Consider the following 13,834-nt stretch of genomic DNA (forward strand, 5'->3'; position numbering starts at 1 on the left):
AACGTCGCCGACAACTTCTCCGGCTTCACCGAACGTCGCCGACAACTTCTCCGGCTTCACCGCCCGCAACAACGGCAACAGGTCCGCGAACACCTTCTCCAGCTCGATCGCCACGCTCGACCGGTCCTGGCCGATGGTGTCGCCGTCGGCGATCGCGCGGCCCTTGCCGCCGGCGGCCGGCGACACGAGGTCGACGTACCGCTCACCGAACAGGGTCTTGGGCAGCAGGCGCGCCGAGACGTTCGCCGGGATCAACGTGGCCATCTCCGGCTTGAGGGCCAGCTCGAGGCTCGCGCCGTTGCCGGTGGTCCGGATCGAGCGCACCTCCCCGACGATGAGGCCGCGCAGCTTGACGTCGGAGGCGGCCTGCAGCTGCGAGCCGATCCGGTCGGTGAGCAGGGTGACGGTGACGACCGGCGTGAACCGCTTCTGGAAGGAGGCGATGCTCAGCCCCACGAGCAGGGCGACGACGGCGATGAACCCCACGCCGTAGGCGCGGTTGCCGAGCCGGGACATGAAACCGGACGAGGTGGTGGCCATGCGCTAACCCGCGATCCGTACGGTCGTGGTGGCGCCCCACACCGCCAGCGAGAAGAAGAAGTCGACGATGTTGATGGCCACGATCGAGGTGCGCACGGCCTTGCCCACGGCGACGCCCACACCGGCCGGACCACCGGAGGCGTTGTAGCCGTAGTAGCAGTGGATCAGGATGATGACGACGGCGAAGACCATGACCTTGAGGAAGGAGAAGAGCACGTCGATCGGCGGCAGGAACAGGTGGAAGTAGTGGTCGTAGGTGCCCTTGGACTGCCCGAAGTACTCGGTGACGATGAACCGGGTCGCGCCGTAGGAGGACAGCAGGCCCAGGACGTACAGCGGCACCACGGCGACGAAGCCGGCGATCATGCGGGTGGTCACGAGGAACGGCAGCGACGGCACCCCCATCACCTCGAGCGCGTCGACCTCCTCGGAGATCCGCATCGCGCCGAGCTGGGCCGTGAAGCCGCAGCCGACAGTCGCGGCGAGCGCCAGGCCCGCGACGAGCGGGGCGATCTCACGGGTGTTGAGGTAGGCCGAGACGAAGCCGGTGAAGGCGCCGGTCCCGAGCTGGTTGAGCGAGGAGTAGCCCTGCAGGCCGACCTGGCTGCCGGTGAAGAACGCGAGGAAGGCGATGACGCCGACGGTGCCGCCGATGACGGAGAGCGCACCCGAGCCGAGGGAGACCTCGGCGAGGAGACGCAGGACCTCCTTCTTGTACCGGCGGATCGTGCGCGGGCTCCAGGCCAGCGAGCGGACGTAGAACCGCATCTGCTCGCCGAGGCTGTCGAGCGCCTGGCCGGGTCGACCGGCGAGCTCCTGGACCTTGCTCATCCCTGCACCTCCTTCAGATCTTCTGGGGGACGACTTGGAAGTAGATGGCGCTGGCCACGAAGTTCACGACGAACAGGAACATGAAGGTGATGACGACGCTCTGGTTCACCGCGTCGCCGACCCCCTTCGGTCCGCCGCCGGCCGTCAGGCCCTTGTACGACGCGACGACGGCGGCGATGAACCCGAAGATCAGGGCCTTGATCTCGCTGGTCCACAGGTCGGCGAGCTGCGCCAGGGCGGTGAACGACGCGATGTAGGCACCGGGGGTGCCGCCCTGGATGATGACGTTGAAGAAGTAGCCGCCCGCCACGCCGACGACCGAGACCAGGCCGTTCAGCAGGACCGCGACGAGCATCGCCGCGAGCACCCGGGGCACGACGAGGCGCTGGATCGGGCTGATGCCCAGCACCTCCATGGCGTCGATCTCCTCGCGGATCTTGCGGGAGCCGAGGTCGGCGCAGATCGCCGACCCACCGGCGCCCGCGATGAGCAGCGCCGTGACGATGGGTGAGGCCTCACGGATCACGGCGAGGACCGAGGCCGCACCGGTGAAGGACTGGGCGCCGAGCTGCCGGGTCAGGGTGCCGAGCTGGAGGGCGATGACCGCGCCGAACGGGATCGAGACCAGCGCCGTCGGGACGATCGTCACCGAGGCGATGAACCAGCACTGCTGGATGAACTCCTTGGTCTGGAACGGTCGCTTCGGCAGGGACCGCACGACGTCGAGCACGAGGGCGAAGAGCGACCCGCTCTGCCGCAGCGCCCCGGTCACCGGGTTACCCATCAGACCGACTCCTCCGCGGGCGCGGGGGTCTGGGCCGGGGTCTCGGCCGGGGTCTCGGCCGGGGTCTCGGCCGCGGTCTCGGCCGCCGGTGCGGCGACCGAGCTCGTGCCCGAACGGACGCCGGGGACGCCGGCGTTGCCGGACTCGAACGACCCGGGCGGCGGGGTGATGCCGTTGTCGCGGCACCACTGCCCGGCCGGACGCTCGGCGTGCCGGGTGGTGCCGTTGCTCGTGCGCAGCTGCAACGGGATGGGCGGCAGCGGCGGCAGCTCCTGGCCGACCTCGGAGGCGAGCTCCTCGGCGTCCTTCTCCTCGGACATGCCGATCGGGCCGATGGTCTGCGCGTTGAGGAACTGGCGCACCACCGGCTCCTCGGAGCTCAGCAGCATCTCGCGCGGCCCGAACATGGCGAGGTGCTTGTGGTAGAGCAGGCCGATGTTGTCGGGGACGGTGCGCGCGGTGTTGATGTCGTGGGTGACGATGAGGAACGTCGCGTCGATCTGGGCGTTCAGGTCGATGAAGAGCTGGTTGATGTACGACGTGCGCACCGGGTCCAGACCGGAGTCGGGCTCGTCGATGAGCAGGATCTCGGGATCGAGGACCAGCGCGCGGGCGAGGCCGGCGCGCTTGCGCATGCCGCCGGAGATCTCCCCCGGCAGCTTGGTCTCGGCGCCGGTGAGGCCGACGAGGTCCATCTTCTCCATGACGATGGTGCGCACCTCGGACTCGCTCTTGCGGGTGTGCTCGCGCAGCGGGAAGGCGACGTTGTCGTAGAGGTTCATCGACCCGAACAGGGCGCCGTCCTGGAACAGGACGCCGAAGAGCTTCCGGATCTCGTAGAGGTCGTGCTCGCGCAGCCGGGTCAGGTCGCTGCCGGCGATCATGATCGACCCGGCATCCGGCTTGAGCAGCCCCACCAAGGTCTTGAGGAACACCGACTTGCCCGTGCCCGAGGGGCCGAGCATCACCGAGATCTCACCGGCCGGGAGGGTCAGCGTGACGTCGTTCCAGATCACCTGGGACCCGAAACGCTTGGTCAGGCCCTCGACCTTGATCTCAACGCCCACTGCTCACCTCGTCGTGGTTGGGGTACACCGCCGGGTGGCCACGATCGGCCGACCCGGTACGCATGGCTCAACGAGGCCGGGGCCTCGAAGTTACGCCCCGGTACGGACCCGGGAGCGGCCAGAGGCTACCCCACCACGGCGTCCCCGGATCCGCATTCCCGGGGACGCCGAAAGGCGGGCCCGACCGGAGTCGGACCCGCCTTCGGCGGTCGTGCTGTGCTTCCTCGCCGAGGCGGAGGAAGCGTCAGATCACTTGACGGAGACGGTGGCCCCGGCGCCCTCGAGGGCGTCCTTGGCCTTGTCCGCGGCAGCCTTGTCGACCTTCTCGAGAACGGGCTTGGGGGCGCCGTCCACGAGGTCCTTGGCCTCCTTCAGGCCGAGGGAGGTCAGCGCGCGGACCTCCTTGATGACCTGGATCTTCTTGTCGCCAGCGGCCTCGAGGATGACGTCGAACTCGTCCTGCTCCTCGGCAGCAGCGGTGTCGCCGCCAGCCGGGGCGCCGGCCGCAGCAACGGCCACGGGGGCAGCAGCGGTGACGTTGAAGGTGTCCTCGAACTGCTTCACGAACTCGGAGAGCTCGATGAGGGTCATTTCCTTGAAGGCCTCAAGGAGCTCGTCGGTGGAGAGCTTCGCCATGATGGGCGTCCTTTCGTGTGTTTCGGTATGCCGTGAGTGGCGGTTTGGTGTGTGAGCCGGACTCTGACCGGGGTCTCCCCCGGACGGGGTCAGCTCGCGTCGCCACCCTCGGCGACGTCTGCAGCTGCCTCGGCCTCGGGGGCGTCGGCGGGGGTCTCCTCGGCCTCGGCCTCGGCAGCGGGAGCAGCGGCGTCAGCCACCGGTCCCTCGGCCTCGACCTTGGCACGCAGCGCGTCGACGACCCGAGCGGTCTGCGACAGCGGTGCAGCGAAGAGGTAGACGGCCTGGCTGAGCGACGCCTGGAGGGCACCGGCCAGCTTGGCCAGGAGAACCTCGCGGGACTCGAGGTCCGCGAGCTTCGTGATCTCCTCGGGGGTGAGGGCCTTGCCGTCGAGGACGCCGCCCTTGATCACGAGGAGGGGGTTCGCCTTGGCGAAGTCACGCAGGCCCTTTGCGGCCTCGACCGGGTCACCGTCAACGAAGGCGATGGCGGACGGGCCGACGAGCTGACCGTCGAATGCCGTGACTCCGGCATCCTTGGCAGCAAGTTCGGTGAGCGTGTTCTTCACGACGGCGAAGGTGGCGTTTCCGCGCAGCGAGTTGCGCAGGTCGGTGATCTGCTTCACCGAGAGCCCGCGGTACTCGGTCAGCACGGCCGCGCCGGAGGTGCGGAACTTGTCCGACAGCTCGGCGATGGCGGCAGCCTTGTCAGCCTTGGCCATGGGGCCTCCCTTCCGTGTGTTCGACCGTTCGGAGATGAGGGCCCGGCATGAGAAGAGCCCCGTGCACAGGCACGGGGCTCGCACGCTGACAGGCTCGAGGAGCCGGTCCGGCGGGTGAATCGTGGCCTGCGCTGGATGCCCACCTCGGTGGGACCTTCGGTCACGTGCTGCCTCTTGCGGTGGCACGCGACAACCAAGCGGTCTGTGGTCAGGGACCAGAGTAGGCGCTGCCCACCCCGGGGACCAAATCGCGCCACCGCCCCCGAGGGGAGACGGTGGCGCGACAGCGGTCGGGTGGTCACCCGACCCGGTGGGGAGGTGTCAGCTGGTCGGCAGCTGGAAGGTGCCCACCTGGTCGGCCGGGGGCACCGTGATCGTGACCGGCTTGCCCCAGTCCGAGAAGACGATGTTGATGGTCTGACCCTGGGAGTCGACGGTCATCTTGGTCGGGCGGTCCTGGCTGTCGAGGGTGTAGCGCGCCTTGACCGGTGCCACCGAGGGCGAGGCCGTGGCGGTGCTGCCGCCCAGGAGGGCCGTCGGGTCGATGGTGACGTCGTAGACCTTCTCGTCGGCCGAGCTGCTCACGACCGTGGCCTTGCTGCCCTTGAGGGCCGTCGCCAGCTGGCGCGGGTCACCCATGTCACCGGTGAGGCCGGCGAACATCTTGCTCATCGGGTCGGTGCCCTTGGGGTCGATCTTCACCCACGGCTTCGACGAGCCGGGCAGGCCCTTCATGTAGATGATGCCGCCGGTGGAGACGATCTGCAGGGTCTGGCCCTGGATCCCCATCTCCATCGACTGCTCCATCTTTCCGTCCTTCATGGTGAACGAACCCTTGGCGCTCCCCTGCGTGCCGAGGTCCATGGTCACCGTGCCGGAGCCGGCCTTGAGCATCGCGTCGGTCATGCGCGTCGCCAGGGCTGCACCGTCCACGGACTCGCCCGCCTTGGCGGCAGAGGCGGAGGAGCTGGCGCTGCTCGACGACGACGTGCTGGACGAGCTGGGCGAGTTGGAGTCGGAGCTGCCGCAGGCGCTCAGGCCCAGTGCCGCCGTCAGGGCGACGGCGGCGATCGAGGTGGTCTTCATGCGGGTCCCCCAGAAGATGTGGTGCGGATGTGCGACGCGCGCACTGACCTGTCCACCATAACCGCCCTGCTGCGTGCCGCCCTCATGGGCAGAGCCCGCCACCCCTCGCGGGGTGACGGGCTCTGCACGGTGCGGCGGGACTCAGGCGTTGGCCTCGTCCTCGACCAGCAGGTTGCGCGTGCGGTTGTAGTCCAGCGGGATGCCGGGGCCCATCGTCGTGGTCATGGTCGCCTTGAGGATGTAGCGGCCCTTGGACGCCGACGGCTTCAGACGCAGGATCTCCTCCAGCGCGGCACCGTAGTTCTCCACGAGCGACGTCTCGTCGAAGGAGGCCTTGCCGATGATGAAGTGGAGGTTCGCGTGCTTGTCGACGCGGAACTCGATCTTGCCGCCCTTGATGTCGGTGACGGCCTTGGCGGTGTCCATGGTGACGGTGCCGGTCTTCGGGTTGGGCATGAGACCACGCGGGCCCAGGACCTTTCCGAGGCGACCGACCTTGCCCATCATGTCCGGGGTGGCGACGACGGAGTCGAAGTCGAGCCAGCCGCCGGCCACCTTCTCGAGGAGCTCGTCGGAACCGACGAAGTCGGCGCCGGCCTCACGGGCGGCCTCGGCCTTGTCGCCGTTGGCGAACACCAGGACGCGGGCGGTCTTGCCCGTGCCGTGGGGGAGGTTCACGGTGCCGCGGACCATCTGGTCGGCCTTGCGCGGGTCGACGCCGAGGCGCATGGCGACCTCGACGGTCTCGTCGTACTTGGCCTTGGCGGCGGTCTTGGCGAGGCGGACGGCCTCGAGGGGGGCGTAGACCTTGGTGACGTCGATCTTCTCCGCGGCCTCGCGGTAAGCCTTGCTGCGCTTCATTTCTGCTCCTGTGTCGAACGGTTCAGGTGGTGCGGTGGAGTTGTGGTCGGTACGGACCAGCGCGGTCCTGCCACGGGTCTTCGGTGTGCCGCCTGCAGCGGCACACCGAAGGAGAACGGGGGTGTTACGAGAGGCTGGTCTCGACGCCCATCGAGCGCGCGGTGCCGGCGATGATCTTCATGGCCTGCTCCACGTCGTTGGCGTTGAGGTCTTCCATCTTCATCGTGGCGATCTCGCGGACCTGGTCGGCCGACAGCTTGGCGACCTTGGTCTTGTGCGGCTCACCCGAGCCCTTGGGGACGCCGGCAGCCTTCTTGATCAGCTCGGCGGCCGGAGGGGTCTTGGTGATGAAGGTGAAGGAACGGTCTTCGTAGACCGTGATCTCCACGGGGATGACGTTGCCGCGCTGGGACTCCGTCGCAGCGTTGTACGCCTTGACGAACTCCATGATGTTGACGCCGTGCTGACCGAGGGCCGGGCCGACGGGGGGTGCGGGCGTCGCGGCGCCGGCCTGGATCTGCAGCTTGATGAAGCCGGAGATCTTCTTCTTCTTGGGAGGCATGTGCTGGTGTTCCTTCTGTGGTGGTTGGGCCTACGCCGTGGGCGATGACCCGGTTGCAGTACCCCCGAGGACCGGGGGCAGGAGCCGAACCCTCAGATCTTGGCGACCTGGTTGAACGACAGCTCGACCGGGGTCTCCCGGCCGAAGATCGAGACCAGCACCTTGAGCTTCTGGGTGTCGGCGTTGATCTCGGAGATCGTGGCGGGGAGGGTCTCGAAGGGCCCCTCCATGACGGTGACGGACTCGCCGACCTCGAAGTCGACGACAGCGACCTCGCGGGGCTTGCCCCCACCCGCACCGCCGGCAGCGGCCGCGGCCTGCTGCTCGAGGTCGGCCGGGGCGAGCATCGTGTAGACCTCGTCGAGGCTGAGCGGCACCGGCTGGTGGGCGTTGCCGACGAAGCCGGTCACACCGGGCGTGTGGCGCACGGCGCCCCACGACTCGTCGGTGAGGTCCATGCGGACCAGCACGTACCCGGGCATCCGGACGCGCTTGACCAGCTTCTTCTGGCCGTTCTTGATCTCGGTGACCTCTTCCATCGGGACCTGGGCCTCGAAGATGAAGTCCTCCATGTTGAGGGAGGTCGTGCGGTTCTCGAGGTTCGCCTTGACGCGGTTCTCGTAACCCGCGTAGGAGTGCACGACGTACCAGTCGCCGAACTTGCTGGCGAGGGTGTCCTTGAACTCCTTGACCGGGTCGGCCGGCGGCGCGTCGACGTCGACCTCGTCGGTCGCCTCGTCGCCCACCTCGTCGGACACCTCGGTGTCGGTGCTGTCGTCGCTGTCGCTGAAGGCGGCCTCGGGGGTGGCGTCGGTGTCCACGGAGTCGTCGACAGGGTCCGTCCCGGGCTGCTCGAGCTCGGCGGCGTCGGTGCTCGCGGTGACCTCGTCGGTCTGCGGCTCCGCGTTGTCGGTGGTCCACTGGTCGGACACGCTGATGACCTACTTCCTTCTGGTGTTCACCGGGAGGAACCCCGGGTCAGTGCGGCACTGCGGCGACTAGCCGCCGAAGACCCACAGGACGAGCTTGGTGAAGCCGAAGTCCACGGAGGAGACGAGCGCCATCACGAACACGACGAACACGATCACGACGATCGTGTAGTTGACCAGCTCGCTGCGCGTCGGCCGGACGACCTTGCGCAGCTCGTCGAGGATCTGGCTGACGAAGAGCGAGATGGAGCGGAAGAGCCGGGAAACCGGGTTGCCGCCCTTTCCGCCCTTGCGGCTGGTGCGACCAGAGCCGCGGGTCTCCGCGCTCACGTCCGTCACGATGCCTCTTCTCGCTGATGTCTGCCGTGCTGCCGGGTCGGCCGCAGGTCCTGCAACGCAGGGCAGGAGGGACTCGAACCCCCAACCGCCGGTTTTGGAGACCGGTGCTCTACCAATTGAGCCACTGCCCTACGGAACGACCCGCGGGGAGCGGGAGGTTCCGGTGGTCGTCACCGCCCACGCCGAACCTGCCCGAGGGCACGTCGGAAGCATGGTCGAAGTCAACCGAGGAGCAAGCATACGTGAGCCGTGACCCGGAATGCGAACTCGCTCCCGACCACCAGCCCGATCACCCCGCCGACCACGCCCGACCACGTCCGACCACGTCCCCGACGGGTGGGTCCCCAGCGGTGACCCGGCCCGGGTGGCGGCTGTGCGCCATACGGACGCCGCCTGCGCGGCATCACGCACCTCTGGGAGCATGGCAGCGTGACCGAGCAGACCGCCACCAGCCGCCCCACCCCCCTCGCCGAGCGCTCCGCCGCCGACCTCGCGTCGTTCGCGCGGGAGCAGCAGGAGGCGTATGCCGCGCTCAAGGAGCGAGGCCTCAAGCTCGACCTCACGCGCGGCAAGCCGGCCAGCGAGCAGCTCGACCTCTCCAACGCCCTCCTCACCCTGCCCGAGGGGTTCACCGACGCGAGCGGCACCGACACCCGCAACTACGGCGGCCTCGACGGGATCAAGGAGCTGCGCGAGATGTTCGCCGAGCTGCTGTGGGTCCGGCCCGAGCAGGTCGTGGCGGGCGGCAACTCCAGCCTGACGATGATGAAGGACACCCTCGTCGACCTGCTGCTGCACGGTGGCGTGGACTCGCCGCGGCCGTGGGGCCAGGAGGAGAAGGTCACCTTCATCTGCCCCGTCCCCGGGTACGACCGGCACTTCACCCTCCTCCAGTCGTTCGGCATCGAGATGGTGACCGTCCCGATGCATGACGACGGCCCGGACGCCGAGGCGGTCGCAGCCCTGGTGGCGGACGACCCGAGCATCAAGGGCATGTGGATCGTGCCGACCTACGCGAACCCGTCGGGCTCGGTCGTCACCCAGGAGGTGGCCGCGAGGCTCGCCTCGATGCAGACCGCTGCGCCGGACTTCAAGATCTTCTGGGACAACGCCTATGCGCTGCACCACCTCACCGCCGACGAGGCCAAGAGCGCCGATGTCCTCAGCCTCGCCGCCGCAGCCGGTCACCCGCACCGGCCGATCATGTTCGCCTCGACGTCCAAGATCACCTGGGCCGGTGCCGGGGTCGCGTTCCTGGCGGCGTCCGTCGAGAACGTGAAGTGGTACCTGGGCCACCTCGGCAAGGGGTCGATCGGCCCCGACAAGGTCAACCAGCTCCGCCACGCGCAGTTCTTCGGCTCGGCCCAGGGCGTGCGCGACCACATGGTCAAGCACCGGGAGATCATCGCGCCGAAGTTCGCCGAGGTGGAGCGCATCCTCACCGAGCGCCTCGACGGCCTGCAGGTCGCGACGTGGACGCGCCCGACCGGTGGGTACTTCGTCAGCCTCGACGTGCTCGACGGCACCGCCTCACGCGTGGTCCAGCTGGCCAAGGAGGCCGGCATCGCCCTGACGCCCGCGGGTTCCTCCTTCCCCCTCGGTGACGACCCCCGCGACCGCAACATCCGCCTCGCCCCGACCTTCCCGCCGCTGGGCCAGGTCACCGAGGCGATGGAGGCCGTCGCCACGTGCGTCCTGCTCGCGGCCGCCGAGCAGGCGACCGCGGCGCACCCCGCCTGAGTCGGCGCACCGTCACACCGGCGGGCCGGCCCGGGCCGCAGGACGCCGAACGGGACCCTTGGCCTTGCGGCACCCCCTCCGCTGCCGCAGGGTGGTGACATGAGCGATCAGCCCGGCACCGAAAGCATCGAGGACGACCTCGGCAGCTACAGCGTGGACGACTCCGTCGACGCAGGCAGCGGCCAGGAGGGCCTCCTGGACTCCAGCGAGGGCGACAACGAACCCTGGTCCCCGCCCGACCAGCAGCCCCGCAACACCGAGTGGGGCACGACGGCCACCGAGCAGGGCCTCGAGGAGAGCATCGACCAGCGGATCATGCAGGAGGTGCCCGACCCCGACTCGGCCTACGGCGCCCCCGACAACGAGTCCGGGCTCGACGAGGAGCCGCGCGTCGGCGGTGACGACCCCGACAGCATCGACGCCGACCAGGACTTCCTGGGGGACGCCGAGGTGGGCGACGGCCCGGTGGGGACGCTGACCGACCCCGACGAGGGCGCCCGCGAGGACGTCGACGCCGAGCTGCTCGGGGACGAGAGCGGCGGCTCGGGCGACCTGAGCCCCGAGGAGCAGGCCATGCACGTCGTCGACGGCGACTGACCAGGCCCAGTCACCGACGAGAGGCGTCGACCCGCGTGGGTCGGCGCCTCTCGTCGTCCCGGGCGGTGCCAGACTGCACGCCATGCCCCGCCCGGTCGAGTCCCTCCCGAAGGCGCACCTGCACCTGCACTTCACCGGTTCGATGCGCGTCGAGACGGTCCGCGACCTCGCCGTCAAGCACCGGCTGCACCTCCCCGACGCCCTGACGAGCGGGTGGCCGCCACAGCTGAGCGCGCGCGACGAGCGTGGCTGGTTCCGGTTCCAGCGCCTGTACGACGCGGCGCGCGCCTGCGTGCGCGACGAGTCCGACCTGCGGCGGATCGTCCGCGAAGCGGCCCGGGACGACGCGGCGGAGGGTTCGCGCTGGCTGGAGATCCAGGTGGACCCGACGTCCTACGCACCCTTCGTCGGGGGGATCACCCCGGCCCTGGAGATCGTCCTCGACGAGGCCGCAGCGGCGTCGCGCGAGGAGGACACCGGGGTCGCGGTCGTCGTCGCGGCCAGCCGGATCCGGCACCCGCTCGACGCCCGCACGCTCGCCCGGCTGGCGACGCAGTACGCCGGTGACGGCCCGGGCACCGTGGTGGGGTTCGGGTTGAGCAACGACGAGCGCCGCGGGCTCACGGCCGAGTTCGCCCCGGCCTTCGCCCTCGCGCGCCGTGCCGGCCTGGCGCTCGTGCCGCACGCCGGCGAGCTCCTCGGACCGGCGGCCGTCGAGGCCACCCTCGACGCGATCGAGCCGGACCGGCTGGGCCACGGCGTGCGCTGCGTCGAGGAGCCCCGGGTGCTCGAGCGCGTCGCCGAGTCGGGGGTCGCCCTCGAGGTGTGCCCCCGCAGCAACGTGGCGCTGGGCGTCTACTCCTCCCCCGAGGAGGTGCCGCTGCGCGCGATCGTCGAGCACGGCATACCGGTCGCACTCGGGGCCGACGACCCGCTGCTGTTCGGGTCGCGGCTGGCGGCGCAGTACCAGACGGCCCGGGAGGTGCTGGGGTTCTCCGACGAGGAGCTGGCCGAGCTGGCCCGGGGCTCGCTGCGGGCCAGCCGTGCGCCCGCCGCGGTGAGGGACGCGGCCCTGGCCGACGTCGACGCCTGGCTGGCCGCTCCGGCCTGACACCGGACCGGGTCGGGCTTCAGGGGCGGCTGCCAGGGGCGGCCGAGGTCGGCCGAGGTCGGCCTAGAGGCCGTGTCCGACGAGGACGGGCTCGTTGACCAGCACCACGCCGAAGGCCTCGTGGACGCCGTCGCGCACCGCGCGGGCGAGGGCGGCGACCTGTGCGGCCGTGGCGCCGCCGCGGTTGGTCAGCGCCAGCGTGTGCTTGCTGGAGATCGCTGCCGAGCTGCCCGGCAGGCTGAACCCCTTGCCGAACCCGGCCTGCTCGATCAGCCACGCTGCGCTGGTCTTGATGTTGCCGTCGGGGTCGGCGAACCGCGGCGGTGTCGGGCCGTCGACGCCGAGGCGGGCGGCGGCGCGGGACTCGAGGTCGGCGAAGTGGGGACCCGACAGGATCGGGTTCGTGAAGAAGGACCCGCAGGACCAGGTGTCGTGGTCGTCGGGGTCCAGCACCATGCCGCGTCGGCGACGCTGGTGCAGCACCGCCTCGCGGGCGTCGGCGAGCGGCACCCGGTCGCCGACGGCGACCTCGAGCTGGCGGGCCAGGTCGGCGTACCCGACGGGCTGGCTCAGCTCGCTCGGGACGAGCTGGAAGAGCACGTCGAGGACGACGAAGCGGCTCGTGGCCTTGAAGATCGAGTGCCGGTAGGTGAAGGCGCAGTCGAGCGAGGCGAAGGTACGGACCCGCTGCTCGTGCCGGTCCCAGACGCGCACCGAGGCGATCGTCTGGGCGACCTCCTGACCGTAGGCGCCCACGTTCTGCACCGGCGTCGCCCCCGTGCCACCGGGGATGCCCGAGAGCGCCTCGATGCCGGACCACCCCTCGACGACCGCACGGGCGACGAGGTCGTCCCACGGCACACCGGCCGCGACCCGCACCATCACCCCGCCGCACAGGTCCGCCGACTCGACGTCGATGCCGTCGGAGGCGACCTTGACGACGGTGCCGGGGAAACCCGCGTCGGTGACGACGACGTTGCTGCCCCCGGAGATGACCAGCAGGGGCTCGTCGGCGTCGTCGACCTCCCGGACGGCGTCGACCACCTCGTCGGTGGTCGTCGCCGTCACCAGGCGAGCCGCCGGGCCCCCGACGCGCATCGTCGTCAGGTCGGCCAGGGGGACGTCGTGCTCTTCGCTCATGCCGGGGCGATCAGTCGAGCAGGACGACGGCCAGGCAGCGCCCGAGGACCTTGTCGCCACCGCTCGTCACGGTCAGCTCGACGGTCGCGCGGCGGGTGGCCTCGTCGACGGACTTGACCACGCCCGCGACCTCGACGGCGCCGCCGCCTTGGGGCACGACGACCGGCTTGGTGAAGCGGGTGCCGAACTCGACGACGCGTCCGCCGTCGCCGGCCCACTCCTCGACGACCGAGCCCGCGGCACCCATCGTCCACATGCCGTGGGCGATGACGTCGGGCAGGCCGACGGAGGTGGCGAACTCCTCGTCCTGGTGGATGGGGTTCTGGTCGCCGGAGGCGTTCGCGTAGGCCACGAGGCTGTCGCGACCCACGGGGATGGTGCGGGCCTCGATGGTGTCGCCGACAGAGGTGTCGGCCAGGGTGCGCACGCCCATGCTCACTCCCCTCCCCGGATGACGATGGTGGACGTCGACGTGCACAGTGCCGCGCCGTCGGTGGTCGTGAGCTCGGTGCGGGTGGTGACCATCGAGTGGCCGCCCGCCGCGCGGACCGAGTCGACGGTGAGGGTGCCGAGCACCTCGTCACCGGCGGTGATGGGGCGGTGGTGCACGAACCGCTGCTCGCCGTGGACGACGCGGCTGTAGTCGATCCCGGCCTCCGGGTCCTGGACGAACACGGCGTCGCACTGCTGCGCGATGGTCACGGCGAAGGTCGGCGGGGCGATGACGTCGGCGTACCCGGCGGCCCGCGCGGCCTCGCTCGAGGTGTGCACGGGGTCGGTCGAACCCACCGCGGAGGCGAAGGCCGCGAGGCCCTCCGCCGTCACGGCATACGGGCCACTGGGCGGGTAGGTGCGCCCCACGAAGTCTGCGTTCACGGCCATGGCACCC

Annotated in this window: 17 protein-coding genes and 1 tRNA gene; 3 read left to right on the forward strand and 15 right to left on the reverse strand. The window is 70.2% G+C overall.

What is annotated here, in order from left to right; all coding sequences use genetic code 11:
- The 12 genes from ASC58_RS19480 to ASC58_RS19535 form a co-directional block, all read right to left on the reverse strand.
- Positions 1-540, reverse strand: a 540-nt coding sequence (locus ASC58_RS19480; protein WP_157598584.1) for an MlaD family protein, incomplete at its 3' end; no start/stop codon positions are given.
- Positions 541-543: 3 nt separating this feature from the next.
- The gene (locus ASC58_RS19485) at positions 544-1,371 is read right to left on the reverse strand and encodes an ABC transporter permease (RefSeq protein WP_056915483.1); all 828 of its coding nucleotides are present in this window, start codon (positions 1,369-1,371) and stop codon (positions 544-546) included.
- A gap of 13 nt (positions 1,372-1,384) precedes the next feature.
- Positions 1,385-2,155, reverse strand: coding sequence for an ABC transporter permease (locus ASC58_RS19490; RefSeq protein WP_056915484.1), 771 nt, complete (start codon positions 2,153-2,155; stop codon positions 1,385-1,387).
- Positions 2,155-3,222 (reverse strand): ABC transporter ATP-binding protein, encoded by a 1,068-nt coding sequence (locus ASC58_RS19495; protein ID WP_082553484.1) that lies wholly within the window; start codon positions 3,220-3,222, stop codon positions 2,155-2,157. Before ASC58_RS19495 ends, ASC58_RS19490 begins: the two co-directional genes overlap by 1 nt.
- Before the next feature lie 249 nt (positions 3,223-3,471).
- Positions 3,472-3,858, reverse strand: a complete 387-nt coding sequence (rplL, locus tag ASC58_RS19500) for a 50S ribosomal protein L7/L12 (protein ID WP_056915486.1) — start codon at positions 3,856-3,858, stop codon at positions 3,472-3,474.
- An 89-nt stretch (positions 3,859-3,947) separates the two neighbouring features.
- Positions 3,948-4,580 carry a 50S ribosomal protein L10 gene (gene rplJ, locus ASC58_RS19505; RefSeq protein WP_056920466.1) on the reverse strand — a complete coding sequence of 211 codons (633 nt, stop codon included), beginning with the start codon at positions 4,578-4,580 and terminating at the stop codon, positions 3,948-3,950.
- Between the two features lie 321 nt (positions 4,581-4,901).
- Positions 4,902-5,666 (reverse strand): hypothetical protein, encoded by a 765-nt coding sequence (locus ASC58_RS19510; protein ID WP_056920467.1) that lies wholly within the window; start codon positions 5,664-5,666, stop codon positions 4,902-4,904.
- Between the two features lie 141 nt (positions 5,667-5,807).
- Positions 5,808-6,527: a 50S ribosomal protein L1 gene (gene rplA, locus ASC58_RS19515; RefSeq protein WP_056915490.1), complete on the reverse strand. Its 720-nt coding sequence runs from the start codon at positions 6,525-6,527 to the stop codon at positions 5,808-5,810.
- A gap of 124 nt (positions 6,528-6,651) precedes the next feature.
- Positions 6,652-7,089, reverse strand: coding sequence for a 50S ribosomal protein L11 (rplK, locus tag ASC58_RS19520; protein ID WP_056915491.1), 438 nt, complete (start codon positions 7,087-7,089; stop codon positions 6,652-6,654).
- A 92-nt stretch (positions 7,090-7,181) separates the two neighbouring features.
- The gene (gene nusG / locus ASC58_RS19525) at positions 7,182-8,021 is read right to left on the reverse strand and encodes a transcription termination/antitermination protein NusG (RefSeq protein WP_082553485.1); all 840 of its coding nucleotides are present in this window, start codon (positions 8,019-8,021) and stop codon (positions 7,182-7,184) included.
- Positions 8,022-8,087: 66 nt separating this feature from the next.
- The gene (gene secE / locus ASC58_RS19530; RefSeq protein ID WP_162246885.1) at positions 8,088-8,348 is read right to left on the reverse strand and encodes a preprotein translocase subunit SecE; all 261 of its coding nucleotides are present in this window, start codon (positions 8,346-8,348) and stop codon (positions 8,088-8,090) included.
- A gap of 67 nt (positions 8,349-8,415) precedes the next feature.
- A tRNA-Trp gene (locus ASC58_RS19535) sits at positions 8,416-8,488 on the reverse strand.
- A gap of 298 nt (positions 8,489-8,786) precedes the next feature.
- On the opposite strand from ASC58_RS19535, the gene ASC58_RS19540 reads away from it, so the two are divergent.
- The 3 genes from ASC58_RS19540 to ASC58_RS19550 all read left to right on the forward strand — a co-directional run bounded on the left by ASC58_RS19540 (position 8,787) and on the right by ASC58_RS19550 (position 11,805).
- Positions 8,787-10,097 (forward strand): aminotransferase class I/II-fold pyridoxal phosphate-dependent enzyme, encoded by a 1,311-nt coding sequence (locus ASC58_RS19540; protein ID WP_056920469.1) that lies wholly within the window; start codon positions 8,787-8,789, stop codon positions 10,095-10,097.
- A gap of 99 nt (positions 10,098-10,196) precedes the next feature.
- The gene (locus tag ASC58_RS19545) at positions 10,197-10,694 is read left to right on the forward strand and encodes a DUF5709 domain-containing protein (RefSeq protein ID WP_056915495.1); all 498 of its coding nucleotides are present in this window, start codon (positions 10,197-10,199) and stop codon (positions 10,692-10,694) included.
- 82 nt (positions 10,695-10,776) lie between these two features.
- Positions 10,777-11,805 carry an adenosine deaminase gene (locus ASC58_RS19550; protein WP_056915496.1) on the forward strand — a complete coding sequence of 343 codons (1,029 nt, stop codon included), beginning with the start codon at positions 10,777-10,779 and terminating at the stop codon, positions 11,803-11,805.
- Between the two features lie 63 nt (positions 11,806-11,868).
- Here ASC58_RS19550 and ASC58_RS19555 read toward each other — a convergent pair whose 3' ends face one another.
- The 3 genes from ASC58_RS19555 to ASC58_RS19565 are packed head-to-tail and all read right to left on the reverse strand — an operon-like array spanning position 11,869 to position 13,827.
- Positions 11,869-12,945, reverse strand: coding sequence for a UDP-N-acetylmuramate dehydrogenase (locus ASC58_RS19555; protein WP_056920470.1), 1,077 nt, complete (start codon positions 12,943-12,945; stop codon positions 11,869-11,871).
- Positions 12,946-12,955: 10 nt separating this feature from the next.
- Positions 12,956-13,378: a MaoC family dehydratase gene (locus tag ASC58_RS19560; protein WP_056920471.1), complete on the reverse strand. Its 423-nt coding sequence runs from the start codon at positions 13,376-13,378 to the stop codon at positions 12,956-12,958.
- 2 nt (positions 13,379-13,380) lie between these two features.
- Positions 13,381-13,827 (reverse strand): MaoC family dehydratase N-terminal domain-containing protein, encoded by a 447-nt coding sequence (locus tag ASC58_RS19565; RefSeq protein ID WP_056915499.1) that lies wholly within the window; start codon positions 13,825-13,827, stop codon positions 13,381-13,383.
- Between the last annotated feature and the right edge of the window lie 7 nt (positions 13,828-13,834).

Origin of the sequence: Phycicoccus sp. Root101, from assembly GCF_001426245.1 — a bacterium.
Lineage (GTDB): Bacteria > Actinomycetota > Actinomycetes > Actinomycetales > Dermatophilaceae > Pedococcus.